General features: G+C 66.2%; 23 protein-coding genes and 3 rRNA genes. 23 read left to right on the forward strand and 3 right to left on the reverse strand.

Annotated elements, in window-relative coordinates; genetic code table 11:
- The first annotated feature begins 1 nt into the window (after position 1).
- The 13 genes from phnC (at position 2) to ACOI2T_RS15510 (ending at position 11,803) form a co-directional block, all read left to right on the forward strand.
- Positions 2-802 (forward strand): phosphonate ABC transporter ATP-binding protein, encoded by an 801-nt coding sequence (gene phnC, locus ACOI2T_RS15450; RefSeq protein ID WP_409501854.1) that lies wholly within the window; start codon positions 2-4, stop codon positions 800-802.
- Positions 799-1,644, forward strand: a complete 846-nt coding sequence (gene phnE / locus ACOI2T_RS15455; RefSeq protein ID WP_409501855.1) for a phosphonate ABC transporter, permease protein PhnE — start codon at positions 799-801, stop codon at positions 1,642-1,644. The genes phnC and phnE overlap by 4 nt, the downstream gene beginning before the upstream one ends.
- A complete protein-coding gene (locus ACOI2T_RS15460; RefSeq protein WP_409501856.1) occupies positions 1,641-2,375 on the forward strand; it encodes a GntR family transcriptional regulator in 735 nt (244 codons plus the stop codon). The genes phnE and ACOI2T_RS15460 overlap by 4 nt, the downstream gene beginning before the upstream one ends.
- Positions 2,372-2,788 carry a phosphonate C-P lyase system protein PhnG gene (locus ACOI2T_RS15465; RefSeq protein WP_409501857.1) on the forward strand — a complete coding sequence of 139 codons (417 nt, stop codon included), beginning with the start codon at positions 2,372-2,374 and terminating at the stop codon, positions 2,786-2,788. Before ACOI2T_RS15460 ends, ACOI2T_RS15465 begins: the two co-directional genes overlap by 4 nt.
- Positions 2,785-3,348 carry a phosphonate C-P lyase system protein PhnH gene (phnH, locus tag ACOI2T_RS15470; RefSeq protein ID WP_409501858.1) on the forward strand — a complete coding sequence of 188 codons (564 nt, stop codon included), beginning with the start codon at positions 2,785-2,787 and terminating at the stop codon, positions 3,346-3,348. Before ACOI2T_RS15465 ends, phnH begins: the two co-directional genes overlap by 4 nt.
- Positions 3,300-4,352, forward strand: coding sequence for a carbon-phosphorus lyase complex subunit PhnI (locus tag ACOI2T_RS15475; RefSeq protein WP_409501859.1), 1,053 nt, complete (start codon positions 3,300-3,302; stop codon positions 4,350-4,352). Before phnH ends, ACOI2T_RS15475 begins: the two co-directional genes overlap by 49 nt.
- Positions 4,349-5,224, forward strand: coding sequence for an alpha-D-ribose 1-methylphosphonate 5-phosphate C-P-lyase PhnJ (locus ACOI2T_RS15480; RefSeq protein ID WP_409501860.1), 876 nt, complete (start codon positions 4,349-4,351; stop codon positions 5,222-5,224). Before ACOI2T_RS15475 ends, ACOI2T_RS15480 begins: the two co-directional genes overlap by 4 nt.
- The gene (locus tag ACOI2T_RS15485; RefSeq protein ID WP_409501861.1) at positions 5,221-6,063 is read left to right on the forward strand and encodes an ATP-binding cassette domain-containing protein; all 843 of its coding nucleotides are present in this window, start codon (positions 5,221-5,223) and stop codon (positions 6,061-6,063) included. Before ACOI2T_RS15480 ends, ACOI2T_RS15485 begins: the two co-directional genes overlap by 4 nt.
- Positions 6,060-6,719, forward strand: a complete 660-nt coding sequence (locus tag ACOI2T_RS15490) for an ATP-binding cassette domain-containing protein (protein WP_409501862.1) — start codon at positions 6,060-6,062, stop codon at positions 6,717-6,719. The genes ACOI2T_RS15485 and ACOI2T_RS15490 overlap by 4 nt, the downstream gene beginning before the upstream one ends.
- Complete coding sequence (locus tag ACOI2T_RS15495) at positions 6,704-7,888, forward strand: alpha-D-ribose 1-methylphosphonate 5-triphosphate diphosphatase (protein ID WP_421876935.1); 1,185 nt, start codon at positions 6,704-6,706, stop codon at positions 7,886-7,888. Before ACOI2T_RS15490 ends, ACOI2T_RS15495 begins: the two co-directional genes overlap by 16 nt.
- Before the next feature lie 112 nt (positions 7,889-8,000).
- A complete protein-coding gene (locus ACOI2T_RS15500; protein ID WP_067852657.1) occupies positions 8,001-11,003 on the forward strand; it encodes an acyl-CoA synthetase in 3,003 nt (1,000 codons plus the stop codon).
- A 32-nt stretch (positions 11,004-11,035) separates the two neighbouring features.
- Positions 11,036-11,584 carry a hypothetical protein gene (locus ACOI2T_RS15505; RefSeq protein WP_067852654.1) on the forward strand — a complete coding sequence of 183 codons (549 nt, stop codon included), beginning with the start codon at positions 11,036-11,038 and terminating at the stop codon, positions 11,582-11,584.
- A gap of 9 nt (positions 11,585-11,593) precedes the next feature.
- Positions 11,594-11,803: a Trm112 family protein gene (locus ACOI2T_RS15510; RefSeq protein ID WP_409501864.1), complete on the forward strand. Its 210-nt coding sequence runs from the start codon at positions 11,594-11,596 to the stop codon at positions 11,801-11,803.
- Here the strand turns inward: ACOI2T_RS15510 and ACOI2T_RS15515 are convergent.
- The 3 genes from ACOI2T_RS15515 to ACOI2T_RS15525 are packed head-to-tail and all read right to left on the reverse strand — an operon-like array spanning position 11,777 to position 13,948.
- On the reverse strand, positions 11,777-12,415 hold the full coding sequence (locus ACOI2T_RS15515; protein ID WP_409501865.1) for a TetR/AcrR family transcriptional regulator: 639 nt from the start codon (positions 12,413-12,415) through the stop codon (positions 11,777-11,779). The two genes, ACOI2T_RS15510 and ACOI2T_RS15515, sit on opposite strands and share 27 nt — an antisense overlap.
- Before the next feature lie 7 nt (positions 12,416-12,422).
- Entirely contained in the window at positions 12,423-13,250 is an 828-nt protein-coding gene (locus tag ACOI2T_RS15520; RefSeq protein WP_084356799.1) for an ABC transporter permease, read from the reverse strand.
- Positions 13,193-13,948, reverse strand: a complete 756-nt coding sequence (locus ACOI2T_RS15525) for an ABC transporter ATP-binding protein (RefSeq protein WP_409501866.1) — start codon at positions 13,946-13,948, stop codon at positions 13,193-13,195. Before ACOI2T_RS15525 ends, ACOI2T_RS15520 begins: the two co-directional genes overlap by 58 nt.
- Before the next feature lie 69 nt (positions 13,949-14,017).
- On the opposite strand from ACOI2T_RS15525, the gene ACOI2T_RS15530 reads away from it, so the two are divergent.
- The 10 genes from ACOI2T_RS15530 (at position 14,018) to ACOI2T_RS15575 (ending at position 25,537) form a co-directional block, all read left to right on the forward strand.
- A complete protein-coding gene (locus ACOI2T_RS15530) occupies positions 14,018-14,629 on the forward strand; it encodes a DNA-3-methyladenine glycosylase (RefSeq protein WP_085149861.1) in 612 nt (203 codons plus the stop codon).
- A gap of 36 nt (positions 14,630-14,665) precedes the next feature.
- Entirely contained in the window at positions 14,666-15,958 is a 1,293-nt protein-coding gene (gene tyrS, locus ACOI2T_RS15535) for a tyrosine--tRNA ligase (protein ID WP_198538931.1), read from the forward strand.
- A gap of 391 nt (positions 15,959-16,349) precedes the next feature.
- Positions 16,350-17,869 (forward strand): 16S ribosomal RNA (locus ACOI2T_RS15540).
- Between the two features lie 331 nt (positions 17,870-18,200).
- A 23S ribosomal RNA gene (locus ACOI2T_RS15545) occupies positions 18,201-21,323 on the forward strand.
- 137 nt (positions 21,324-21,460) lie between these two features.
- Positions 21,461-21,574 (forward strand): 5S ribosomal RNA (gene rrf / locus ACOI2T_RS15550).
- Together the 16S, 23S and 5S rRNA genes form the textbook arrangement of a ribosomal RNA operon.
- Positions 21,575-21,708: 134 nt before the next feature.
- The gene (locus tag ACOI2T_RS15555) at positions 21,709-22,578 is read left to right on the forward strand and encodes a tetratricopeptide repeat protein (RefSeq protein ID WP_409505272.1); all 870 of its coding nucleotides are present in this window, start codon (positions 21,709-21,711) and stop codon (positions 22,576-22,578) included.
- A 1-nt stretch (position 22,579) separates the two neighbouring features.
- The gene (locus tag ACOI2T_RS15560) at positions 22,580-23,596 is read left to right on the forward strand and encodes an HAD-IIA family hydrolase (RefSeq protein WP_409505273.1); all 1,017 of its coding nucleotides are present in this window, start codon (positions 22,580-22,582) and stop codon (positions 23,594-23,596) included.
- A gap of 28 nt (positions 23,597-23,624) precedes the next feature.
- Positions 23,625-23,801 (forward strand): hypothetical protein, encoded by a 177-nt coding sequence (locus ACOI2T_RS15565; protein WP_110775447.1) that lies wholly within the window; start codon positions 23,625-23,627, stop codon positions 23,799-23,801.
- A gap of 6 nt (positions 23,802-23,807) precedes the next feature.
- The gene (locus tag ACOI2T_RS15570; RefSeq protein ID WP_409505274.1) at positions 23,808-24,617 is read left to right on the forward strand and encodes a TlyA family RNA methyltransferase; all 810 of its coding nucleotides are present in this window, start codon (positions 23,808-23,810) and stop codon (positions 24,615-24,617) included.
- A complete protein-coding gene (locus ACOI2T_RS15575) occupies positions 24,614-25,537 on the forward strand; it encodes an NAD kinase (RefSeq protein ID WP_067859260.1) in 924 nt (307 codons plus the stop codon). Before ACOI2T_RS15570 ends, ACOI2T_RS15575 begins: the two co-directional genes overlap by 4 nt.
- The last annotated feature ends 4 nt before the right edge of the window (positions 25,538-25,541 follow it).

Here is a 25,541-nt window from a genome sequence, read left to right on the forward strand (position 1 = left end):
CATGGGCGCAGGCACCGCACTATCCGACACCCACGCCGTGACCGCCAGCGCCACGGCACTCGAAGTGGCCAACCTCAGGGTCCGCTACGGGCGCGGCGGAGCCGAGGCCCTGCGCGGCGTGGACCTCAAAGTCCCACCGGGGCAGACGATCGCATTGATCGGCACCAACGGCGCGGGCAAGTCCACCCTGTTGCGGTGCCTGGTGCGCCTCATCGAACCGACGCAGGGAGCCGTCGTCATCCACGGCACCGACGTGACAGCGCTGTCGCGGGGCAGGCTACGCGCGGTCCGGCGCGACGTCGGTTTCGTGTTCCAACGGTTCCATCTGATCCCGCGGCTCAGCGCCTTCCACAACGTCGTCCACGGTGCGATGGGACACCGTGGTACGCGGTGTGCCTGGCCGCTGACGAGTCCCCGCGAGGTCCGGGCCGACGCGATGAGTTCGCTTGAGCGCGTTGGGCTGAGTGCCTTCGCGGATCGCCGGGTCGACACCCTCTCCGGCGGCCAGCAGCAGCGCGTGGCCATCGCCCGCATGCTCATGCAGCGGCCCAGCCTCATCCTCGCCGACGAACCGGTGGCGAGCCTCGATCCGGCGTCGGCACAAGCGGTCATGGAATTGATGCGCTCGATCGCCGCCGAGCGCGACGTGACCGTCATCATGGCGCTGCATCAGATCGATTTGGCCCTGCGCTACGCCGACCGGGTGGTCGGGCTACGCAACGGCGTCGTGGAGTTCGACCGTCCCGCAGCAGAATGCGACGCCGCGCAACTGAATCCGGTATTCGCCGAGGCGGTTTCGTGACGTCCACCGCGACCCGGACATCGAATCCACCGACGCAGCCGCCGCGGGTGCGCAGGCCCAGCTTGCTGACGCTCGTCATCGTGCTGGTCGTCGGCGGACTGCTGGTGCACGGTTGGACCCAGGGTGCCGCCGTGCGCCCGGACTCCCTGCTGACCGGGATGTTCCGACTCGGCGAGTTCGCGCAGGACGCGGTCCCACCCGACGTCCATCGCATCGGCCCGATCCTCAAGGCCCTGCTGGTCACCGTCGAGATGGCGCTGCTGGGAACGCTCATCGGGGTTGTGCTGAGTCTGCCGCTCGCCGTGCTGGCGGCCCGCAACACCACACCGCACTGGTCGCTGTACGCGGCCAGCCGCGGCGTCATCACGGTGAGCCGGACGATTCCCGATCTCGTATGGGGCCTGATCTTTGTGATCGCAGTCGGTCTCGGACCCGAGGCGGGCGTGCTGGCGATCGCGGTCGACGTGATGGGCTTCTGCGGCCGGTTCTTCGCCGAGAGCATCGAGGACATCGACCCCGGGCGCATCGAGGGACTGCGCGCGCTGGGGGCGTCACACGTCGGGGTCCTGCTCGGCGGGGTGATCCCGGCATGCCTGCCGTCGTTCGTCACCACGTCGATGTTCGCGCTCGAATCATCGGCCCGGTCGTCGGTGGTGCTCGGTCTGGTCGGTGCCGGTGGGATCGGCATCGAACTCGCGACGTCGATGACGCTGCTGCGCTACGACGAGGCCCTGACCATCATCCTGGCGATTCTCGGTGTCGTCGTGGTGTTCGAACGGATCTCGGCGGCAATCCGTCGGCGTGTTCTCGGGAAAGTCTCGGGGGAGAGGTGGGGAAGATGAGTCACGATCTGGAGATGATCAACCGCTACGCCGATCGGCCGATCTACCGTCAGCTCAGCGATCTCCTCGAAGCCCGGTTGGCCGAGGACGCTCGCCCGGGTGACCGGCTCCCGAGCGAGGCGGAGCTGTCCCGCGAGTTCGACGTCAATCGCCTCACGGTGCGGCGTGCGCTCGAGGAACTCAGCCAGCGCGGCCTGATCGAAACCGTCCACGGCAAGGGGTCGTTCGTCGCCGCGCCGCGGGTCCGGTACGACGTCTCGGCGGGTCGTGACGCGAGCTTCACCCGCAGCATGCGCGAGCTCGGACACCGGGTGAGCATCCGGCTGCTGTCGGCCGACATCGTGCAGACACCGGAATTGCAGGCCGAGCTCGACACGACCGGCGGCGTGCTCGTGTGCCGCACATTGCGGCTCGTCGACGACGAGCCGTGGTCGGTCTCGGTGACCTCGATCCACACCGACCGGTTCCCGGACCTGGTGGCGCAGTGGGCCGGTGACACCTCGCTGTTCGACTTCCTGCTGGAACGTCACGGCGTGCGGATGCAACGCGCGTACCGGACGTTCGCGGCCGGTCTCGCCGAACCCTTTGAAGCCGAACAGCTTCAGGTGCGCGTAGGCGCGCCCCTGCTGGAGATGCGCGGGTTGAACGTCGATCAGGACGGTGTCCCGGTCGCGGTCGTGGAACACCGATTCCGCGGCGAGCGGGTGCAGTTCACGGTGGATCTGCTGTGACGGCCGAACAACGCTATGCGGCCCTCGCGGGCGCCGATGCCGCCGAGCTCGAGGAGCTTGCCGACGCCATACTGGCCACCGGAGCCGACATTTCGGTGACGGCGGGCCCGGAATCGATCAGCACGCCCGTGCGCGTCGCGGTGCCCGGCTGTGCCGAGACCACCGTCGTCCTCGGCCATGTCGCCCTCACCCGGTGCACGGTCGAGCTGGGCGGCACGCGCGGCGACGGGATCCGCGCCGGCCATGACCTGACCGGCGCGGTCGCGGCGGCGGTGTGCGACGCCGAATCGCAGCGACGTGGGCCGCTGGCCGGCCGGGTGGAGCAGTTGTGCGCGGCCGCCGAACGCGATCGCGCGGCGCGGGCAGCCGACCGTGCCAGGTTGGTAGCCGCCACCGGGCTGGACAACTCATGACGTGGGATCCGGTGCACGACAGCCGGTCGGTCTTTCTGGCGTGCATGCGTGCGATGTGTGCACCCGGCACACCGTTCGAGTTGCCGAGCCGGCCGAGAATCACCCCCGTCGCCGAACTCGACGCTGCCGCAGCGGTTCTGCTGGCCCTCCTCGATCGCGGGCTCGCACTCGGCGTCGCGGGCGGCGAGGCCGCGCACGGCATCACGGCGACGGTGGCGGGCACGTGCGGTGCGGCGCAGGGCCACATCGAGGATTCCGACTGGGTGCTGGTGCACGGCCCCGCCGCCGACGCGATATCGCGGGCCCGCCGCGGCAGCCGCCTGACGCCGGAAAACGGTGCGACGCTGGTGATCGCGGCGACGGGTGCGCCGGCCCCGGTGGGCTTGACCGGGCCCGGCATCGCCGGGACGACGACCGCACACGTCGCGCTCGACACCGTGGCCGTCCACGCGTTGGCCGCCGCGAACGCCGCGCCGCCCTGCGGCGTCGACGTGTTGATGGTCGACGGCGAATGTCTGATCGCCCTGCCGCGCAGCGTCTCTCTGAAGGCGGCGGCCTGATGTATGCCAGCATGCACGAAAATCCGGCGCTCGAAGCCGCCCGCGCCATCGCGTCGGCGCCGCAGCCGCAATCGAGTATCAACCTGTCGGTCCTGGCCGAGCAGGTGTGCGCCGAGGCCGGCCTGTGGGAACCGGCCGTCGCGCTGCGCGCGCTGAACCAATCGCGGGGCGACACCGCGCACGCGGTGTCGATGCTGCGCGTGTGGGCAGCCACTCAGCCGCATGCCGATTCGGGCACGGTCGACACGGCTGACGTCGCGCTGGTTCGGCGGGTGTCCTCGGCGTACCCTCAGGTGCCCGGCGGGCAATGGCTCGGCTTCGCGCCGGATCTGCTGCCGCGGCAGCTCAGCTGGTCCGAATCCGTGCCTGTCACCCCTGATTCACCCGAAGCGGAGCCTTGCGCCGGGGACGCACCGGATCGCCGGTCGACGCCACGGGTTCGCGATCTGATCGGCGGTGTCACGATGGTCACGCCTGCCGAGGACGGACACAGTCCCGATCCCGCTGCGAGCGTGCTGGTTCCGCCGTATACGCGGGCGGCGCTGCTGTCGATGCTGTCGCGCGGCGAGACCGGGGCACTGGTGGCGATGGCGGCGATAGTCCTCGGCAGGCGCCAGGAAGCCGTTCTCGTCGAACTCACGGTCGGGGCGGCCGGTATCCGGATGCCGCACCCGCGCACCGGTATCGGATGCCTGGTCGCCGAGGTCCCGATCACCGAAGTCGAGGTCGTCCTCGACGCCGACGTCGACGGGCGGCCCGGCCTGGCGATGGGATGGGGTGCCACGTTGGGAACCGTTGAGCGGCGCGCGATCTCGTTGGCTCTGCTCGACGCCGTCATGCAAGCGGACAAGGAGCTGCGCGAGCAGTTGACCCTCGACGAGCAGACCGTGCTCGCCGCCACCGACGGATCGGCCACGGCCGGGTTCGTCGAACATCTGCGGCTGCCGCATTACGCGGGGTTCACCGCGTACCTGTCCCAGGCCGCCGCCAAGGAGACCCGATGAACCGCCCGCAGACGGTGGCTGAACTGGCCGCCGCGCACGGCAGGCCGCAGGCCTACGCCTACCTCGACGAAGACACCAAACGCAATGTGCGGCGCGCGATTCTGAAAGCTCTGGCCATTCCGGGCTGGCAGGTGCCCTTCGCGTCGCGCGAGATGCCGGTGGCCCGCGGCTGGGGCAGCGGCGGCCTGCAGGTGACACTGTCGCTGGTCGGCCCCACCGACGTGGTCAAGGTGATCGATCAGGGCGACGACCATTCGGTCAATGCCGCGGCGATGCGCAGCCTCATCGCCGGCTCGGCATCCTGCGAGGCCACGACCGACACGGCGCAGGCCACGATCGTCCAGAGCCGTCACCGCATCCCCGAGGTCGAGCTGCGCGGCGACCAGGTGCTCGTTCTGCAGGTGCCGCACCCCGAACCGCTGCGGCGGGTGGTGCCCGATGAACTCACCGCCAAGCAACACCACGCCGACGGCGACTACACGCCGGCCTGGCTCGACCTGTACGACGACCAGGCCAGGCTGGGCGGGCCACGAACCGGCGCCGATCATCCGGTGCTGATTGGAGATTCACGGCTGATGAGCCCGAGCCCGATACCGCGCCACGACGTACTCCGGCTCGACCAGCGCCCGTACCCCATCCTGCTGGGCGCCGGACGCCGGGCGCGCCTGACCGCATTGCCGCCGTATACCTCGGTGCGCCCGTTGGCGTTCGACGACTGCCCGCTCGAGCCCGAACGTGCCGACGGGCCCTGCTGCCGGTGCGGCAGCACCACGTCGTATCGGGTACCCACGGGTGGGGCGGACACCGCGCTGGTGTGGCAGTGCAGCGATGTGGACGCGTGCCGGGTCCGCTCGAACGGTGAAAGCCGATGACCGCCAGGGCGATCGCCCAATGGGACAGTGAGCGGGTACTCGTACCGCCGGCCCCGGTGCTGTCGGTTCGCGGGCTGTCGCACCGCTTTGGGCCGGGCTGTGACCGGTGCGTCGATTCGACCGGTGAGGCCGCGGGCACCAACCGCTGCTCGGCATGCGGATCGGTCATCGCCGTGCATGATGCGTCGTTCGACGTCGGGCCCGATGAGGTTCTCGGCATCGTCGGCGAATCCGGCTCCGGCAAGACCACGCTCTTGCGGTGTCTGCACCTCGATCTCGTCCCCGAGCACGGTTCGATCCTGGTCGGCGAGCACCCGATCGAGCGGCCGGCGGTGCTGATGGTCCACCAGAACGCTCTCGCCGCAGGCCTGTACCCGCGGCTGGCCGCGGAATCCAACGTCGCAGAACGGCTGTTGGGTTCTGGTGCACGACAATTCGCGGATATCCACGCGCGGGTCGCGGAGTTGCTCGGGGAACTCGGGCTGCGGTCCGAACGCCATACCGACGCGCTCATGACGTTCTCCGGCGGCATGCAACAGCGGGTGCAGCTCGCTCGCGCACTCGTCGACCCGCCGCAGGTGCTGTTACTGGACGAGCCCACCACGGGGCTCGATCCGTCGGTGCAGGCCGATCTGCTCGAAGTGGTCGGCCGAGTGACCGAGAACCTCTCGTCGGCCACGATCGTCGTGTCCCACGACCTCGCTGCGGTGCGGATTCTGGCCTCGCGCGTCGTAGTTCTCCATCACGGCCGCATCGTGGAGCACGGCATCGCCGAACAGGTGCTCGAAGATCCGCGCCACCCCTACACGCAACTGCTCGTGTCCTCGAGGTTGATATGACAAGCGGCGCAATCGTCGTCAGCGGGCTGACGAAGCGCTTCGGCAACGACACCGGACTCGGTCCCGTGCAGATGACGGTGCCCGCCGGAAACTTGACGGTGATCACCGGCGGCCCGGATGCCGGTAAGTCGACGCTGGTCCGATGCCTGACGGGCGTGTACCGGCCGGATGCGGGGAGTGTGACGTTCCGGTTGGGCGGCGCCGACGAGATCGAGCTGATCGGCGCCGACCCACGGACCGTGGCATGGCTGCGCGGTCGCCACATCGCCTCGTTCAACGGCCCGCTGGCCGCCGCCCCGCGGTTGCCTGCCGCCGACGCCGTCGCCCGCGCCGCGCGCTGCGATCACACGTCCGCACTGGGGGCGCTCACGCGGCTGCGCGCCCAGCGGCTCGCGCCCACACCCGTCGGCCGGCTCAGGCCGGCCGAACGGCACACCGTCGCACTCGCCGCAGCGCTCATCGCCGCGCGCCCTTTCGTTCTTCTCGACGAGCCGGAAGCGGCCGCCGATCCGGCGAGCGTGGCTGTCTGGGTGCAACGGGCGATCGAGGGCGGCGCCGCGGTGCTGGCGACCGCGGCACCTGACAGCGCGTTGGCGTCGCTCGCCACCGCAACCGGAGAACTACGGAGAGGACGGATCGAATGGCGCAAACGGTGATCGAGGGTGTGACGCTGGTACCCGGCGGGGGCCGGCCGATCATCCCCAGCGCGGCAGTCGTACTCGACGCGGACGGCCGCGTCACCGAGATCTCGGAGGCGGCCGGTGCGAACGGGGCAGGGGACCTGTACCTCGTGCCGGCCGGGGTAGATCTGCATCTGGACAACCTCGTTCAGCGGCGCAGGCCGCGCGCCACCGTCTCGCTCGACCACGAGGCCGTCATCAGCGTCTTGGACGCCGAGTGCGCGGCAGCCGGGATCGGCACGGTCTGCGTCGCGGCCCGGTGTGAGGACCCGCCCCGCAAGGGCATCGAGATCGCCGACGCCGCGGTGCTCGCCGCCGTCGTCGAGGAACTCGCGCCTCACCTGGCCTGCGACTGGCGCATCCACGCCAGGGTCGAGCTCACCGACGATCGGTCGCTCGAGGCGCTCACCGCGGTGCTGAGCGCATCGAGCCGGGTCGCGCTGATCTCGCTGATTGAAACCTCGGCGCAGCGCAGCCGTTTCGCGACCCTGGCCGAGACGCGCGCCTTCTACGCCCAGGATTGGGGCGTGAGCGAGGCCGAGGTCGAAGCGGTCTTCACGGTCGATGCGGGACGGCTGAGCCAGATCGCGGAGCGCCGCAAAGAGGTTGCGGCGCTCGCGGTTTCCCGCAACATCGCGCTCGCGAGCCACGACGACCGCACACCCGAGCACATCGACGAGGCGTTCGAGGTCGGTGCCCGGGTTGCCGAGTTCCCGCTGACTATCGAAGCTGCCCGACACGCCGCGGATCTCGGCATGAACGTCGTGCTGGGCGCCCCCAACGCAATCCGTGGCCGGTCCACCTCGACCGGCAACGTGCTGGCCTCCGACGCGGTGGCGGCAGGCGTGTGTGACGTGTTGTGTTCGGACTACCTGCCGTCCTCGTTGCTCGCGGCACCACTTGCCCTCGCGTCGGGCGGGGCCGCGCCGTTGTCCACCGCCATGGATCTGGTGTCGGTCAATCCGGCGGGCGTGTTGGGATTGCCCCATGCCGTCATCGAGGTCGGCCAACCGCTGACCGCTTCACTGCGGCGGATCGGTTCCGACACCGCGCGGAGCCAGGTCGGCATGGCGTTGTGGCGTGCTGGGCAGCAGGTATTCGGGCGTCAGTCACTCGGATCGACCTTCGCCGCGGCCGCCGTCTGAGCACCGGAGGGTCATAACCTGCAGGCACCGGTCGGCCTTGTGCCATCATGACCACGTCAATCGGGGGATTGGTGCGCCACCACGAGGGGCATGAGCAGGGGAGCAGGCTTTGGTGGATTTCTCGGCAGTGACCAAGCCGGTTGAGCGGTTGCTGGCGACTGCGCAGAACGGGTTGGAGGTTTTGCGCTACGGCGGTCTGGAAACGGGTGCGGTGCCGTCACCGTTCCAGATCATCCAGAGCGTGCCCATGTACCGGCTGCGCCGGTACTTCCCGCCCGATGCGCGGCCGGGCGCGCAGAATCCCGGCCCGCCGGTGCTGATGGTCCACCCGATGATGATGGCGGCCGACATGTGGGACGTCACGCGCGACGACGGCGCGGTCGGCATCCTGCATGCCGCGGGCGTCGACCCGTGGGTCATCGACTTCGGTTCGCCCGACAAGGTCGAAGGCGGCATGCGGCGGAACCTGGCCGACCACGTGGTGGCCCTGTCGGAAGCCATCGACACCGTCAAGCAGGTCACCGGGCGCGATGTCCATCTCGCCGGGTACTCGCAGGGCGGCATGTTCGCCTATCAGGCCGCCGCCTACCGACGGTCGAAGGATCTCGCCAGCATCATCGCGTTCGGCGCACCCGTGGACACGCTCGCCGCACTGCCGATGAACCTGCCTGCCGGCGTCGCGGCCGGTGCCGCCGACTTCATGGCCGATCACGTCTTCAGCCGCATCGACATTCCCGGCTGGCTCGCCCGCACGGGTTTCCAGATGCTCGACCCCATCAAGACCGCGCAATCGCGCCTCGAGTTCCTGCGCCAACTCCACGACCGCGAGGCACTGCTGCCGCGCGAACAGCAGCGCCGGTTCCTGGCCTCGGAAGGCTGGATCGCGTGGTCGGGTCCGGCCATCTCCGAACTGCTCAAGCAGTTCATCTCGCACAACCGGATGATGACCGGGGGCTTCTCCATCCACGGAGATCTGGTGACCCTGTCCGACATCGACTGCCCCGTACTCGCATTCGTCGGGGAGGTCGACGATATCGGCCAACCCGCCGCCGTGCGCGGCATCAAACGGGCCGCGCCGCAGGCCGACGTGTACGAATATCTCATCAGGGCAGGCCATTTCGGGCTGGTCGTCGGTTCGAAGGCGTCGAGCCAGACGTGGCCGACGGTGGCGCAGTGGGTGAAGTGGCTCGAGGGCAGCGCCGACATGCCCGAGGGCGTCGCACCGATGGCGGCGCAGCCGGCCGACCATCCCGAGGGCGGCGTCTCGTTCAGCACGCGCGTGACCCACGGGGCCACCGCCGCGACCGAGATGGCCTTCGGCGTCGCCCGCTCGGCGGCCGAGGCGTTGGTGGCGGCCAACAAGTCGGCCCGCACACTGGTCATCGAGACCGCCCGCACGCTGCCCCGACTGACCCGTCTCGGCCAGGTCAACGATCACACCCGAATCTCCTTGGGCCGCATCATGTCCGAGCAGGCACGCAGCGCACCCAAGGGGGAGGCGCTGCTGTTCGACGGGCGTGTGCACACCTACGAGGCGGTGGACCGCCGCATCAACAACGTCGTCCGCGGCCTCATCGATGTGGGCGTGCGCCAGGGCGCGCACGTCGGCGTGCTGATGGAGACCCGGCCCAGCGCGCTGGTGGCGATCGCCGCGTTGTCGCGGCTGGGTGCCGTGGCGGTGCTGATCCCGCCCGACGTCGACCTCGCCGAAGCCGTCCGCCTCGGCGGAGTGTCCGAAATCATCGCCGACCCAGGACATCTCGACGCTGCCGGGGCGCTGGACGTGCGTGTGCTGGTGTTGGGCGGCGGTGAGAACCGCAACCTCGATTTGCCCGAGCACGCCGATGTCATCGACATGGAGCAGATCGACCCCGACGTGGTCGAACTGCCCGGCTGGTACCGGCCCAACCCGGCCCTGGCGCGCGACCTCGCGTTCGTGGCGTTCAGCGCGATCGGCGGTGAGCTCGTTCCCCGGCAGATCACCAACTATCGCTGGGCGCTGTCGGCGTTCGGTACGGCCTCGGCTGCCAATCTCGGCCGCGGCGACACGGTGTACTGCCTCACCCCGTTGCATCATCAGTCCGGTCTGCTGGTCAGCCTGGGCGGCGCGGTGGTCGGCGGTTCGCGCATCGCGCTGTCGCGAGGCTTGCAGCCGGACCGGTTCCTGCAGGAGATCCGGCAGTACGGCGTGACCGTGGTGTCCTACACGTGGGCGATGCTGCGCGAGGTCATCGACGATCCGTCGTTCTCGTTGACCGGCAATCATCCGGTGCGGCTGTTCATCGGGTCGGGTATGCCCGCGGGCCTGTGGAAGCGTGTCGTCGACGTGTTCGAGCCCGCTCAGGTGGTCGAGTTCTTCGCCACCACCGACGGACAGGCCGTGCTGGCCAATGTGGCGGGCGCCAAGATCGGCAGCAAGGGCCGCCCGCTGCCCGGCGGCGGCCAGGTGGAACTGGCCGCGTACGACCCGGACGACGATCTGATCCTGGAGGACGAACAAGGCTTCGTCCGACGGGCCGAGGCCAATGAGGTCGGCGTGCTGTTGGCTCACCCGCGTGGCCCGGTGGATCCCACCGCGGTCGTCAAGCGCGGCGTGTTCGCGCCCGCCGACACCTGGGTGTCGACGGAGTTCCTGTTCCGCCGCGACGAGGACGGCGACTACTGGCTGGTCGACAACCGCAGTGCGGTGATCCACACCGAACGCGGCCCGGTGTACGCCACCACGGTCAACGACGCGGTCGGCCGGCTCGACGCGGTCGACATGTCGGTCACCTATGGGGTGGAAGCCGGCGGCAGGCAGATCGCGGTGACGGCGCTGGCGCTGCGCCCCGGCGGCAGTGTGCCAACTGCCGATCTGTCGCATTCGCTCGCCGAGCTTCCCGTGGGCAACCCGCCCGACGTCGTCCACGTCGTCGCCGACATGGAACTCGGTGCCTCGTACCGCCCGCTCGTGAGCCCGCTGCAGGACGCGGGCGTCCCGAAACCGGCGCGGCGTAACTCCTGGTACCTCGACACCGATACGGGTACGTACAAGAAACTGACCGCGGCCGTCCGCGCCGAGTTGGCCGGAGACCATGAGGAGCACGACCCGGCGCTCGGGCAGGAGCACTGTTAGGCTCCGGCTGGCGGCAACTGACTGGAGGATTGATGACATCGCGATCTGAGGTGCACACGGGCGGCAACCGCTACGGGTGGCGTCGTGTAGTCGCTGGAGCGGTGGCGGGCAGCGCGCTGGCCGTCGGTCTGCTCGTGGGCGCGGCCGCGCCCACCGCGTTCGCGGTGCCGACCACGGGGGCCGATGAGCCGCCGGCGCCCAAGATGTCGACGGACGAAGCGCTCGCGATCATCGCGGCCGATTACGACACCGGCGCGGGTGGCGGTCAGATCTCCCAGTTGATCCACGAGGTTCTGGTGCTGCGCGCGCAGGGCTTCAAGCCCTCGAACGCCAACGGACGGGCGCTCTCGGAGGCGCTCGACAAGCGGCCGAACCAGACCCCGCTGGTCGACGCTCTCAAGAGCACGGTCTCCTTCCAGCGCAAGCTGCAGGCGCAGGCTGCCGGCGCGGTCACTCCCGGTGGCTTCACGGCCGGTATCAATCAGCTGCCCCCGGGGATGGCCCCCGATCCGACGAACCCGGACAACACCGGCGTGTTCATCGGACCGACCGGTGGTGGCGTCCAGCAGCCCATCGGCTAGCGTCGCCTCGTGGTCGACGACAAGCTGCTGAGCATCCTGGTCTGCCCGCAGGATCGCGGGCCGTTGCTCCTTGCCGGCGAGGACCGCCTGTACAACCCACGGCTGCGGCGCGCCTATCGCATCGAGGACGGCATCCCGGTGCTGTTGGTCGACGAGGCGATAGCGATCGACGACGACGCCGAACACGAGAAGCTACTGGAGCTCGCCCAGTCCCGGTAGGTCACCGGTGAGGTAGCGCTGCAGGTTCGGCGCGATCGTCTCGGCGATCTGCTCGACCGGCAACGACTTGAACGGTTCGAGTTCGAGGATGTATCGCGCCATCACGACGCCCACGAGCTGGGACGCGACGAACTGCACGCGAATTCGTCCGCTGCCCACCGGGTTGTCGACGCGCGAGCCGACCTCGGCGACGATGACCTCCTGCAGGAACGACCGGACGAGCGACACATCGTTGCCGGCGAGGATCGAGCGCAGCGTGGCGATGAAACCCTTACCCATCTCGGAATCCCACAGCGGCAACAGGATTGACGGCAGCGTGTGGCCGATGTGGTCTACCGGGGTTTCCCGCAACGGCCCGATCACGGCCATCGGGTCGATGGGGATGTGGATGGCGGCCGCGAACAACTGGGTCTTCGTACCGAAGTAGTGATGCACCAGGGCCGGATCGACGCCGGCGCCTGCCGCGATCGCCCGGATCGAGGTCTTGTCGATTCCGTTGCGCGCGAACAGTTCTCGCGCCGTCGCGAGAATTCTCTCCCTCGTGTCGGAGGTGCCGGGTGGGCGGCCGGGGCGTTTGCGTTCCTGCCCGGCAGCGGAGTTCGTGGTCGTCAAGGATGTCCTATGGGGTCCGTCGTCGTAGCGTCGCCGCGGCCAGGCACAGGGCCAGCACCGCGAAGCCGACCACCACGGCGATGTCGCGCACCGCGGTGGCAGTCGGCTCAGAATAAGCGCCGACTTCCTGCAGTGCTTCGAGCGCGTAGCTGGCGGGCAGCACGTTGCTGATCCACTGGAGCCACTCCGGCATGGCGGCACGCGGGACGATGATCCCGCACAACAGCAGTTGCGGTGCGATCACGAGCGGCATGAACTGCACGGCCTGGAACTCGGTGCGGGCGAACGCGCTGCACAGCAGGCCGAGCCCGACGCCGAGCACGGCGTTGATGATCGCGATGAAGAACACCAGGATGGGGCTGCCCTCGGTATGGAATCCGAGGAACCAGAACGCGACGACGCACGCAAGGCTGGCTTGCGCGGCTGCGGCGATGGAAAAGGCCGTCCCGTATGCGGCGAGCAGGTCGAACCGCCGCAGCGGGGTGGTGAGAATGCGTTCGAGGGTTCCCGAAACGCGTTCGCGCTGCATGGTTATCGAGGTGATCAGGAACATCACGATGAGCGGGAAGACCCCGAGCATGATCAGGCATGCGGTGTTGAACGGCGTCGGCCCGCCGGGGCGGTGCGGCGCGTTCTGGAACATGAAGTACATCAGGGTGATGATCAGACTCGGCACCAGCAGGATCATCGCGACACTGCGGTGGTCGGCGGCGAGCTGACGCAGGATCCGCCCGGTCGTGGCCAGGTAGGCCTGCGGGCTCAGCGGGCTGCGCCGGGTCAGGCCGCGGTGCTGTGCCGGATGACGGTCAGAAACGCTTCCTCCAGGGACGTGCATGAGGTGTCCTCTCGTAGCCGGGTGGGTGTGGTGTGGGCGAGCAGGCGGCCTTCACGCATCAGCAGCAGATCGCCACAGTGGTCGGCCTCGTCCATGACATGGCTCGACACCAGCAGGGTCGAGCCACGCTCGGACAATCGGCGGAACTGTTCCCACAGGTCGACGCGAAGGACCGGGTCGAGCCCGACGGTGGGCTCGTCGAGGACGAGCAGTTCTGGTTCGGCCACCAGCGCGCAGGCCAGTGAAGCGCGGGTGCGCTGACCGCCGGAAAGGTTGGCGCAGTACGCGGTTCGGTGATCTTCCAGGCCCACCGACCGGATCGCGTTGTCGGCGGCCGCCGCTGACGTGCCGTACAGCGACGCGAAGTAGCGGACGTTGTCGACGACGCGGAGATCGTTGTAGATCGTCGGGTTCTGGGTGACGTATCCGACGCGGTGGCGCAGCGGTGCCGATCCCGCCGGGTGGCCCAGGACGGTCACCGTTCCGCCCGCGACGATCTGGGTGCCGACGATGCAGCGCATGAGCGTCGTCTTGCCGCAGCCCGACGGGCCGAGCAGGCCGGTGATCGTGCCGCGGGCGATCTGCACCGTGACATCTCTGACCGCGGGCCGACCGCCTCGGACCACCTGCAGGTCGGTGATGTCGATGGCCGGTCCGGCGGCCGGTGTACGGAATTCATCAAACGATGAAGTCATCATGTGATGAATACTCCGCCTGCTGTCCACCGGTGTCAATGGGTGTCGGCCGCGGAGTGCAGAATCGCTCGGGTGAGTGCTGAGGTGCTGGCGGGGGATCCGCTTCTGGCGGCGCGTCGCCTGTTAGGTGCCCAGCTCAGCGGGCGTGGTGTGACGGCGACGATCGTCGAGGTCGAGGCGTACGGCGGCCCGCCCGACGGACCATGGCCGGACGCGGCATCGCATTCGTATCGGGGTCCCGGTGGCAGAAACGCGGTGATGTTCGGAGCGCCCGGACGGCTCTACACCTACCGCAGCCACGGCATTCACGTTTGCGCGAACGTGGTCTGCGGATACGACGGCGTCGCCGGTGCGGTACTCCTGCGGGCTGCCGCCGTGGACACCGGGGTCGACGTGGCCCAGGGGCGGCGCGGACCGCTGGTGCCCATGGCCGGGCTCGCGCGCGGGCCCGGCAATCTGTGTTCGGCCCTCGGAATCACCATGGACGACAACGGAATCGACCTGTTCGACGCGGACAGCCCGGTGCGGCTCGTGCTCGGCTCCGGGTGCGAGGTGGTCGATGGCCCGCGGGTCGGAGTCAGCAAGGCGGCCGATCGCCGGTGGCGGTTCTGGCTGGCCGATCGCGTCGAGGTCTCGGCCTATCGGCGCAGTCCGCGCGCGCCGGCGCCCGGGGGTAGTGACTGATCTCTGGCGATGGGGCGATGCGGCATGATCGTCCCCATGGCAACCGGAATCCTCGACGAGTTGGACTGGCGCGGACTGATCGCGCAGTCGACTGACCGGGACGTGCTGGCGAGCGATCTCGCCAAGGGGCCCATGACCGTCTACTCGGGTTTCGACCCCACCGCGCCGAGCCTGCATGCGGGTCATCTCGTACCGCTACTCACATTGCGGCGCTTCCAGCAGGCCGGCCACCGGCCGATCGTGCTCGCCGGCGGGGCCACCGGGATGATCGGAGACCCGCGCGACACCGGCGAGCGGACGCTGAACACCGCGGACACGGTCGCCGACTGGGCCTCGCGCATCCGCGGCCAGCTCGAACGCTTCGTCGAGTTCGACGATTCGCCTACCGGTGCCATCGTCGAGAACAACCTCAACTGGACCGGCGAGCTCTCCGCGATCGAATTCCTGCGCGATATCGGCAAGTACTTCTCGGTCAACGTCATGCTCGACCGCGACACGGTGCGGCGCCGGCTCGAAGGCGACGGCATCTCCTACACCGAGTTCAGCTACATGCTGTTGCAGGCCAACGACTACGTCGAACTGCATCAACGGTATGGCTGCGCACTGCAGATCGGCGGTTCCGATCAGTGGGGCAACATCGTCGCGGGTGCCCGCTTGGTGCGGCAGAAGGTCGGCGCCACGGTCCATGCCATGACGACGCCACTCGTGACCGACTCGGAGGGCAAGAAGTTCGGCAAGTCCACGGGCGGCGGCAACCTGTGGCTGGATCCCGAGATGACCAGCCCGTATGCCTGGTACCAGTACTTCGTGAACACGGCCGACGCCGATGTGCTCGGCTATCTGCGCTGGTTCACCTTCCTGTCGAGTGAGGAGCTGGCCGAACTCGCCGAAGCGACGCACACCCGTGCGCATGAGCGCGCCGCGCAGCGGCGGTTGGCCCGCGAGCTCACCACGCTCGTGCACGGCGAAGACGCGACGAAGTCCGTCGAGTACGCGAGTCAGGCGTTGTTCGGCCGCGGCGATCTCGTCGACCTCGACGAATCGACGCTCGCCGCGGCCCTGCGCGAGGCCGGCAATGGCGAGGTCGCGGAATTGCGGCCGGGAAGTCCGGACGCGATCACCGACCTTCTTGTCGCGACCGGGCTGTCCGCGAGTAAAGGCGCGGCCCGGCGCACGGTCGCCGAGGGTGGCGTTTACGTAAACAATGAGCGGATCGAAAGCGACGAGTGGATACCACAGGCGTCGGACTTTCTGCATGAGCGCTGGCTCGTGTTGCGACGTGGCAAGCGCAACATTGCCGGCGTCGAGCGGATGAGCGCCAACGGCTGATCGCCCGACCGCGCTGACCAGGCCAAACGCCAGATCTACCAGGCGATTTGACTCGGAGTTAGCCCTGACGTAACTTATTCCAGGTCAGAGCGACACGGCCCAGCCGGGAAGCGAAGACAAAGTCCGAGAGAGTCACCCACTAAGGTGGGGGTTCCTCACTGTCCGCAGGAGCTGACGCGGCTTTTAGCCGCGGGATTTCTGCGCGGTCAGCTCGGGCGTGTTGTTTGAGAACTCAATAGTGTGTTTGGTGGTTTTTGTTTGTTGTTTTTGGCCACGTTCTTTTTCCCGTTTAGGGCGTGGTTGTTTTTGGATGCCAGTTTTGGTGTCTGTTGTTTGTGATCGGATTTTTCTGATTCGAATTCCACCTGGCCTTGTTTGGTTGGGTTGTTTTTGTTTGGAGAGTTTGATCCTGGCTCAGGACGAACGCTGGCGGCGTGCTTAACACATGCAAGTCGAACGGAAAGGCCCTTCGGGGTGCTCGAGTGGCGAACGGGTGAGTAACACGTGGGTGATCTGCCCTGCACTTTGGGATAAGCCTGGGAAACTGGGTCTAATACCGGATAGGACCACGGTCTGCATGGATTGTGGTGGAAAGCTTTTGCGGTGTGGGATGGGCCCGCGGCCTATCAGCTTGTTGGTGGGGTGATGGCCTACCAAGGCGACGACGGGTAGCCGGCCTGAGAGGGTGACCGGCCACACTGGGACTGAGATACGGCCCAGACTCCTACGGGAGGCAGCAGTGGGGAATATTGCACAATGGGCGCAAGCCTGATGCAGCGACGCCGCGTGAGGGATGACGGCCTTCGGGTTGTAAACCTCTTTCAGCACAGACGAAGCGCAAGTGACGGTATGTGCAGAAGAAGGACCGGCCAACTACGTGCCAGCAGCCGCGGTAATACGTAGGGTCCGAGCGTTGTCCGGAATTACTGGGCGTAAAGAGCTCGTAGGTGGTTTGTCGCGTTGTTCGTGAAAACTCACAGCTTAACTGTGGGCGTGCGGGCGATACGGGCAGACTGGAGTACTGCAGGGGAGACTGGAATTCCTGGTGTAGCGGTGGAATGCGCAGATATCAGGAGGAACACCGGTGGCGAAGGCGGGTCTCTGGGCAGTAACTGACGCTGAGGAGCGAAAGCGTGGGGAGCGAACAGGATTAGATACCCTGGTAGTCCACGCCGTAAACGGTGGGTACTAGGTGTGGGTTTCCTTCCTTGGGATCCGTGCCGTAGCTAACGCATTAAGTACCCCGCCTGGGGAGTACGGCCGCAAGGCTAAAACTCAAAGGAATTGACGGGGGCCCGCACAAGCGGCGGAGCATGTGGATTAATTCGATGCAACGCGAAGAACCTTACCTGGGTTTGACATGCACAGGACGCCGGCAGAGATGTCGGTTCCCTTGTGGCCTGTGTGCAGGTGGTGCATGGCTGTCGTCAGCTCGTGTCGTGAGATGTTGGGTTAAGTCCCGCAACGAGCGCAACCCTTGTCTCATGTTGCCAGCACGTGATGGTGGGGACTCGTGAGAGACTGCCGGGGTCAACTCGGAGGAAGGTGGGGATGACGTCAAGTCATCATGCCCCTTATGTCCAGGGCTTCACACATGCTACAATGGCCGGTACAAAGGGCTGCGATGCCGTGAGGTGGAGCGAATCCTTTCAAAGCCGGTCTCAGTTCGGATCGGGGTCTGCAACTCGACCCCGTGAAGTCGGAGTCGCTAGTAATCGCAGATCAGCAACGCTGCGGTGAATACGTTCCCGGGCCTTGTACACACCGCCCGTCACGTCATGAAAGTCGGTAACACCCGAAGCCGGTGGCCTAACCCCTTGTGGGAGGGAGCCGTCGAAGGTGGGATCGGCGATTGGGACGAAGTCGTAACAAGGTAGCCGTACCGGAAGGTGCGGCTGGATCACCTCCTTTCTAAGGAGCACCACGAAAAAGGTTGGAACACAAGGTTTCACCTAGCCGTGAGGAACCCGTCGGGTTGTAGTGACCGGGGTTTGGTGCACAACAAACGTTTGAAAACTGCCAGGCACACTATTGGGCTTTGAGACAACAGGCCCGCGGTCCTGTCCCGTTGGGGGCAGGGGGTGTGTTGTTGCCCTGCTTTGGTGGTGGGGTGTGGTGTTTGATTTGTGGATAGTGGTTGCGAGCATCTGGCACGCAAGGGTGTGGCATCGGCCTTCGGGTGGGTGTCGCGTTGTTGTGTGTGGATGTGCAATTTCTTTTTGACTCATTTTTTGGTTTTGTGTTGTAAGTGTTTAAGGGCGCATGGTGGATGCCTTGGCACTGGGAGCCGATGAAGGACGTGGGAGGCTGCGATATGCCTCGGGGAGCTGTCAACCGAGCGTGGATCCGAGGATGTCCGAATGGGGAAACCCGGCACGAGTGATGTCGTGTCACCCGCTACTGAATACATAGGTAGTGGGGGGGAACGCGGGGAAGTGAAACATCTCAGTACCCGTAGGAAGAGAAAACAATTGTGATTCCGTGAGTAGTGGCGAGCGAAAGCGGAGGATGGCTAAACCGTATGCATGTGATACCGGGTAGGGGTTGTGTGTGCGGGGTTGTGGGATTCGTCTGTCCGGTTCTACCTGGCTGGAGGGCAGTGAGAAAATGTTGTGGTTAGCGGAAGTGGCTTGGGATGGCCTGCCGTAGACGGTGAGAGCCCGGTACGTGAAAACCTGACATCTGCCTTGGACGGTGTTCCCGAGTAGCAGCGGGCCCGTGGAATCTGCTGTGAATCTGCCGGGACCACCCGGTAAGCCTGAATACTTCTCAGTGACCGATAGCGGATTAGTACCGTGAGGGAATGGTGAAAAGTACCCCGGGAGGGGAGTGAAAGAGTACCTGAAACCGTGCGCTTACAATCCGTCAGAGCCTTCGTTTTTGCGTGGGGTGATGGCGTGCCTTTTGAAGAATGAGCCTGCGAGTCAGGGACATGTCGCGAGGTTAACCCGGGTGGGGTAGCCGCAGCGAAAGCGAGTCTGAATAGGGCGTATCCACACAGGAGTGTGTGGTGTAGTGGTGTGTTCTGGACCCGAAGCGGAGTGATCTACCCATGGCCAGGGTGAAGCGCGGGTAAGACCGTGTGGAGGCCCGAACCCACTTAGGTTGAAGACTGAGGGGATGAGCTGTGGGTAGGGGTGAAAGGCCAATCAAACTCCGTGATAGCTGGTTCTCCCCGAAATGCATTTAGGTGCAGCGTCGCATGTTTCTTGTTGGAGGTAGAGCTACTGGATGGCCGATGGGCCCCACAGGGTTACTGACGTCAGCCAAACTCCGAATGCCGACAAGTCCAAGAGTGTGGCAGTGAGACGGCGGGGGATAAGCTCCGTGCGTCGAGAGGGAAACAGCCCAGATCGCCGGCTAAGGCCCCTAAGCGTGTGCTAAGTGGAAAAGGATGTGCAGTCGCGAAGACAACCAGGAGGTTGGCTTAGAAGCAGCCACCCTTGAAAGAGTGCGTAATAGCTCACTGGTCAAGTGATTGTGCGCCGATAATGTAGCGGGGCTCAAGCACACCGCCGAAGCCGCGGCAACGATTTATCGTTGGGTAGGGGAGCGTCCTGCATCCGGTGAAGCAGCAGAGTGATCTAGTTGTGGAGGGTGTGGGAGTGAGAATGCAGGCATGAGTAGCGATTAGGCAAGTGAGAACCTTGCCCGCCGAAAGACCAAGGGTTCCTGGGCCAGGCCAGTCCGCCCAGGGTGAGTCGGGACCTAAGGCGAGGCCGACAGGCGTAGTCGATGGACAACGGGTTGATATTCCCGTACCCGTGTATGTGCGTCCCTGATGAATCAATCGTGCTAACCACCCAAATGGTGGCCCATCCACTCCTTCGGGAGCGGAGGGTTGCCGGCTGCGTGGGACCCCGGTTGGTAGTAGTCAAGCGATGGGGTGACGCAGGAAGGTAGCCGTACCAGTCAGTGGTAATACTGGGGCAAGCCTGTAGGGAGAAACCTAGGCAAATCCGGGTTTCACATATCCTGAGAGGTGATGCATAGCCGAGTGAGGCGAATTCGGTGATCCTATGCTGCCGAGAAAAGCCTCTAGCGAGGACATACACGGCCCGTACCCCAAACCAACACAGGTGGTCAGGTAGAGAATACTAAGGCGTACGAGTGAACTATGGTTAAGGAACTCGGCAAAATGCCCCCGTAACTTCGGGAGAAGGGGGACCCACATGGCGTGATCCATCCTTGCGGTGGTGAGCGTGAGTGGGTGGCACAAACCAGTGAGAAGCGACTGTTTACTAAAAACACAGGTCCGTGCGAAGTCGCAAGACGAGGTATACGGACTGACGCCTGCCCGGTGCTGGAAGGTTAAGAGGACCCGTTAACCCCTCGGGGTGAAGCGGAGAATTTAAGCCCCAGTAAACGGCGGTGGTAACTATAACCATCCTAAGGTAGCGAAATTCCTTGTCGGGTAAGTTCCGACCTGCACGAATGGCGTAACGACTTCTCAACTGTCTCAACCATAGACTCGGCGAAATTGCACTACGAGTAAAGATGCTCGTTACGCGCGGCAGGACGAAAAGACCCCGGGACCTTCACTACAACTTGGTATTGGTGCTCGATACGGTTTGTGTAGGATAGGTGGGAGACTGTGAAGCAGCCACGCCAGTGGTTGTGGAGTCGTTGTTGAAATACCACTCTGATCGTATTGGGCCTCTAACCTCGAACCCTGAACCGGGTTCAGGGACAGTGCCTGGCGGGTAGTTTAACTGGGGCGGTTGCCTCCCAAAATGTAACGGAGGCGCCCAAAGGTTCCCTCAACCTGGACGGCAATCAGGTGTTGAGTGTAAGTGCACAAGGGAGCTTGACTGCGAGACGTACATGTCGAGCAGGGACGAAAGTCGGGACTAGTGATCCGGCACCTCTGAGTGGAAGGGGTGTCGCTCAACGGATAAAAGGTACCCCGGGGATAACAGGCTGATCTTCCCCAAGAGTCCATATCGACGGGATGGTTTGGCACCTCGATGTCGGCTCGTCGCATCCTGGGGCTGGAGCAGGTCCCAAGGGTTGGGCTGTTCGCCCATTAAAGCGGCACGCGAGCTGGGTTTAGAACGTCGTGAGACAGTTCGGTCTCTATCCGCCGCGCGCGTCAGAAGCTTGAGGAAATCTGTCCCTAGTACGAGAGGACCGGGACGGACGAACCTCTGGTCTACCAGTTGTTCCACCAGGAGCACCGCTGGATAGCCACGTTCGGACAGGATAACCGCTGAAAGCATCTAAGCGGGAAACCCCCTCCAAGACCAGGCTTCTCACCCTTTTAGAGGGATAAGGCCCCCCGCAGACCACGGGATCGATAGACCAGACCTACACACTTAGCAATAAGTTCAGGGAACTGGCACTAACCGGCCGAAAACTTACAACACCCCACACCGTGGGGAAACATGTAAACCAAAATAATGCTGACGCACTCGCAACCACACACATCCACGGATGATCAAACCGATCACCCCACCACCAAAACACACCATAGATTTGCACTCAGAAACGAGTGAATAGAGTTACGGCGGTCCATAGCGGCAGGGAAACGCCCGGTCCCATCCCGAACCCGGAAGCTAAGCCTGCCAGCGCCGATGATACTACCCACACGGGTGGAAAAGTAGGACACCGCCGAACACAAATTAAGAATCGCCCCCCACAGAAATGTGGGGGGCGATTCTCTATTTCCAACTGATATTCGAATAGACGATTATGCCGAGCTCACCCCCGGCAAGTATCCTTTGCGGGAAGGGGCGGGTAGAAAGGCACACGTGGTCGGAGACAGTCAAGGCGGCGGTGAACGTCGCCCACGGCGAGCTTCCAGCAACCGTGCATCCAACAACCGGACGTCCGGTGGGGGCCAGCGCAGCGGCCCGCACGATCACCGCAGGCGCGACCAGCGGTCGTCGGCCCCGCGATCATCTGGACCTGGTCGGGCCCGCCCGGCACAACCCGAGGGAAGCGACGAGCAGGACCAGAATGCCGTGCCGCGGCTCCCTGCCGACGTCGAAGCCAAGCAACTGGCACCCGAGATCCGGCGGGAACTGATCACCCTCGACAAATCGACTGCCGACTACGTCGCCCGGCACCTCGTGGCCGCAGGAAACCTGCTCGACGAAGACCCCGAGGCCGCGCTTGCGCATGCCCGTGCGGCGCGTAGTCGGGCGGGCCGGCTCGCGGCCGTCCGGGAAGCCGTCGGAATCGCGGCCTACCACTGTGGCGACTGGGCGCAGGCCCTCGCCGAGCTGCGCGCGGCCCGCAGGATGGGCAGCAAATCGCCTCTGCTCGCCATGATCGCCGACTGCGAGCGCGGTGTCGGCCGTCCGGAACGCGCCATCGAGCTCGCACGCAGTGCGGAAGCCGCCGCACTCACCGGCGACGACGCCGACGAGCTGCGCATCGTGGCCGCCGGCGCGCGTTCGGATCTGGGCCAGTTCGAGCAGGCGCTGTCCATTCTGTCGACCCCGCAGCTCGATCCGGGCAGCACCGGTCAAACCGCTGCGCGGCTGTTCTACGCCTACGCCGACACTCTCTTGGCGCTCGATCGGGCCGACGAGGCGCTGCAGTGGTTCATCAACGCGGCGGCCGCCGACGTCGAGGGCGTGACGGACGCCGAAGACCGGATCACGGAGCTGTCCTGACGTGACGACGCTTGCACGGCAACATGATTGCCTGCTGCTCGATCTCGACGGCACGGTGTTCCGCGGCCATGAGCCGGTCACCGGAGCAATCGACAGCCTGGCCGAGGTCGACGCACGGGTGTTGTACGTCACCAACAACGCGTCGCGCGCTCCCGGTCAGGTCGCCGACCATCTCAAGGAGATGGGTTTCCGGGCCGACGCCGACGACGTCGTCACCAGTGCCCAGAGCGCTGCGCGGCTGTTGGCCGCTCAATTGCCGTCGGGCGCAAAAGTTCTCGTCGTCGGCACCGACGCGCTCGCCGATGAGGTGAGCAACGTCGGGCTGCGGCCGGTTCGGCAGTTCGACGAAGAACCGGTGGCCGTGGTGCAGGGCCACTCGCCGCAAACCGGGTGGCCCGAACTTGCCGAAGCGGCGCTGGCGATCAGGGCCGGAGCCCTGTGGGTCGCCGCGAACGTCGATCTCACGCTGCCGAACGAGCGCGGCCTGCTGCCGGGCAACGGATCGATGGTTGCGGCGCTGAAAGCAGCGACTGCACAGGAGCCGCAGGTGGCCGGGAAGCCGCAGCCGACCCTGATGAACGATGCGCTGGCCCGCGGAACATTCGACACCCCGCTTGTGGTCGGCGATCGGCTCGACACCGACATCGCCGGCGCGAACGCCGCGGGTCTACCGAGCCTCATGGTGCTCAGCGGTGTCAGCACCGCTGCAGAGGCGCTGCATGCGGTGGTCGCCGAACGTCCTGACTACATCGCGCCGGACCTGCGTGGTCTGCACGCGCCGGCGGAGAGCCTGAAAGTCGGCCCCCAGCCCGCGTGGCGGGTCGTTCTCGACGGCGCAGACGTCACGGTGTACGCCACCGGTGCCGAGGCGACGGACTCGTTGTCGGTGCTCCGGGCGACCGCGCACGCCGTGTGGGCCGCCGATGTCGACCACCAGGACTTCGCGGTACTCGCCGGCGACGACACCGCGCGCCGCGCGCTGCAACAGTGGTCGTTGCTGTCGGTGCCAGTCGACTAGCGCACGATCGGCTAGCGTGAATACCGCTATGACTACCGATCCTGACCAACTCCGGGCAGAGGTCGCCGAGGTACTCGCCGACCTGCCCGACACGTCCGCGGACGGATACCAACTCGGCGATGGCGACATCGATCTGATGGTGTCCCGGCTTGAGCAGGCACACGAGGTGCTCGTGCACGCGCTCGAGTCGGTCGACAAAGGGTGAGCACTGGTGGCGCGGCGCGCTCGTGTTGATGCCGAGCTGGTGAGACGTGGGCTGGCCCGGTCGCGTCAGCAGGCGGCGGAATTGATCGGCGCCGGACGCGTCCGCATCGACGGGATGCCCGCGGCGAAGCCCGCGACGGCCATCGCCGTCGACGCGAACATCGTCGTCACCCACAGCGACGAACGCAGTTGGGTGTCGCGCGGGGCGCACAAGCTCATCGGCGCGCTCGACGCGTTCGCGTTGAGCGTCGAAGGACGCCGCTGTTTGGATGCCGGCGCATCCACCGGCGGCTTCACCGAAGTGCTCCTGGATCGCGGGGCGGCCGAGGTGGTCGCGGTCGACGTCGGCTACGGGCAGCTCGCGTGGTCATTGCGTTCGGATCCTCGGGTGGTCGTGCAGGAGCGCACCAACGTCCGGGAATTGACGGCCGATGCCATCGGCGGGCCGGTGCAACTGATCGTGGCTGACCTGTCGTTCATCTCCCTGGCCACGGTGTTGCCCGCGCTGACCGCCTGCGCGGCCGCCGACGCCGATATCGTTCCCATGGTGAAGCCCCAGTTCGAGGTCGGTAAGGACCGCGTGGGCGCCGGCGGGGTGGTGTCCGATCCGGAACTGCGGATCGACGCCGTGTGCACGGTCGCCCGCAAGGCCGCCGAACTGCAATGGCATGCTGTCGATGTGACGGCCAGCCCACTTCCGGGGCCATCGGGCAATGTTGAGTACTTCCTGCACCTGCGCCGCGAGACGGATGCGCCGCTACACGGCGAATCGCTCGAGCGGGCTGTGCGCCGGGCGGTCGAGGAGGGGCCGCAATGACGGCTGAACGCATGATCCTGCTGGTGGTCCACACCGGCCGGGAAGAAGCCACCGAGGTCGCGCGCCGCGTGGAGAAGGTCCTCGGCGACAACGACATTGCGCTGCGCGTACTGTCCGCCGAGGCCGTCGACCGCGGGCCACTGCACCTGGCGCCCGACGATATGCGTGCGCTCGGGGTCGAGATCGAGGTCGTCGATGCCGATGAACGGGCGGCCGAGGGCTGTGAACTCGTGCTGGTGCTCGGCGGCGACGGAACCTTCCTGCGCGCCGCGGAACTCGCCCGCAACGTGGAGATCCCGGTGCTCGGCGTCAACCTGGGCCGCATCGGATTCCTCGCCGAGGCCGAGGCGGAGGCCATCGACCGGGTCCTCGAGCATGTCATCAACCGTGACTACCGCATCGAGGAGCGCATGACCCTCGACGTGGTCGTCCGCGTCGGCACCGAGGTGGTCAACCAGGGGTGGGCGCTCAACGAGGCCAGCCTCGAGAAGGGCCCACGCCTCGGCGTGCTCGGTGTGGTGGTCGAGGTCGACGGGCGACCGGTATCGGCGTTCGGCTGCGACGGTGTGCTGGTCTCGACACCGACGGGATCGACGGCGTACGCGTTCTCGGCGGGCGGGCCGGTGCTGTGGCCGGATCTGGAGGCAATCCTGGTGGTGCCCAACAACGCTCACGCCCTGTTCGCGCGTCCGATGGTGACCAGCCCGGAGGCGTCGATCGCCATCGAGATCGAGGCCAGGGGCAACGACGCTCTCGTGTTCTGCGACGGTCGGCGCGAAATGGTCGTGCCCGCGGGCGGCCGGTTGGAGGTGACGCGCTGCGGCACGCCGCTGAAATGGGTGCGCATCGACAGCGCACCGTTCACGGATCGACTGGTGCGCAAATTCCGGCTGCCGGTCACCGGATGGCGGGGGCAGTAGCCGC

Source organism: Mycolicibacterium wolinskyi str. Jessa 2025, from assembly GCF_049241375.1.
GTDB lineage: Bacteria > Actinomycetota > Actinomycetes > Mycobacteriales > Mycobacteriaceae > Mycobacterium > Mycobacterium wolinskyi.

What these genes read in the sequence shown, in the direction of transcription:
- ACOI2T_RS15495 (WP_421876935.1), top strand. Translation starts at nt 6,704, where the DNA reads ATGGCGCAAACGGTGATCGAGGGTGTGACGCTGGTACCCGGCGGGGGC.
- ACOI2T_RS15480 (WP_409501860.1), top strand. Translation starts at nt 4,349, where the DNA reads ATGAACCGCCCGCAGACGGTGGCTGAACTGGCCGCCGCGCACGGCAGG.
- ACOI2T_RS15490 (WP_409501862.1), top strand. Translation starts at nt 6,060, where the DNA reads ATGACAAGCGGCGCAATCGTCGTCAGCGGGCTGACGAAGCGCTTCGGC.
- ACOI2T_RS15565 (WP_110775447.1), top strand. Translation starts at nt 23,625, where the DNA reads ATGACTACCGATCCTGACCAACTCCGGGCAGAGGTCGCCGAGGTACTC.
- ACOI2T_RS15505 (WP_067852654.1), top strand. Translation starts at nt 11,036, where the DNA reads ATGACATCGCGATCTGAGGTGCACACGGGCGGCAACCGCTACGGGTGG.
- phnC (WP_409501854.1), top strand. Translation starts at nt 2, where the DNA reads ATGGGCGCAGGCACCGCACTATCCGACACCCACGCCGTGACCGCCAGC.
- phnH (WP_409501858.1), top strand. Translation starts at nt 2,785, where the DNA reads ATGACGTGGGATCCGGTGCACGACAGCCGGTCGGTCTTTCTGGCGTGC.
- ACOI2T_RS15475 (WP_409501859.1), top strand. Translation starts at nt 3,300, where the DNA reads ATGTCTGATCGCCCTGCCGCGCAGCGTCTCTCTGAAGGCGGCGGCCTG.
- ACOI2T_RS15520 (WP_084356799.1), bottom strand. Translation starts at nt 13,250, where the DNA reads ATGCACGTCCCTGGAGGAAGCGTTTCTGACCGTCATCCGGCACAGCAC.
- ACOI2T_RS15525 (WP_409501866.1), bottom strand. Translation starts at nt 13,948, where the DNA reads ATGATGACTTCATCGTTTGATGAATTCCGTACACCGGCCGCCGGACCG.
- tyrS (WP_198538931.1), top strand. Translation starts at nt 14,666, where the DNA reads ATGGCAACCGGAATCCTCGACGAGTTGGACTGGCGCGGACTGATCGCG.
- ACOI2T_RS15485 (WP_409501861.1), top strand. Translation starts at nt 5,221, where the DNA reads ATGACCGCCAGGGCGATCGCCCAATGGGACAGTGAGCGGGTACTCGTA.
- ACOI2T_RS15575 (WP_067859260.1), top strand. Translation starts at nt 24,614, where the DNA reads ATGACGGCTGAACGCATGATCCTGCTGGTGGTCCACACCGGCCGGGAA.
- ACOI2T_RS15460 (WP_409501856.1), top strand. Translation starts at nt 1,641, where the DNA reads ATGAGTCACGATCTGGAGATGATCAACCGCTACGCCGATCGGCCGATC.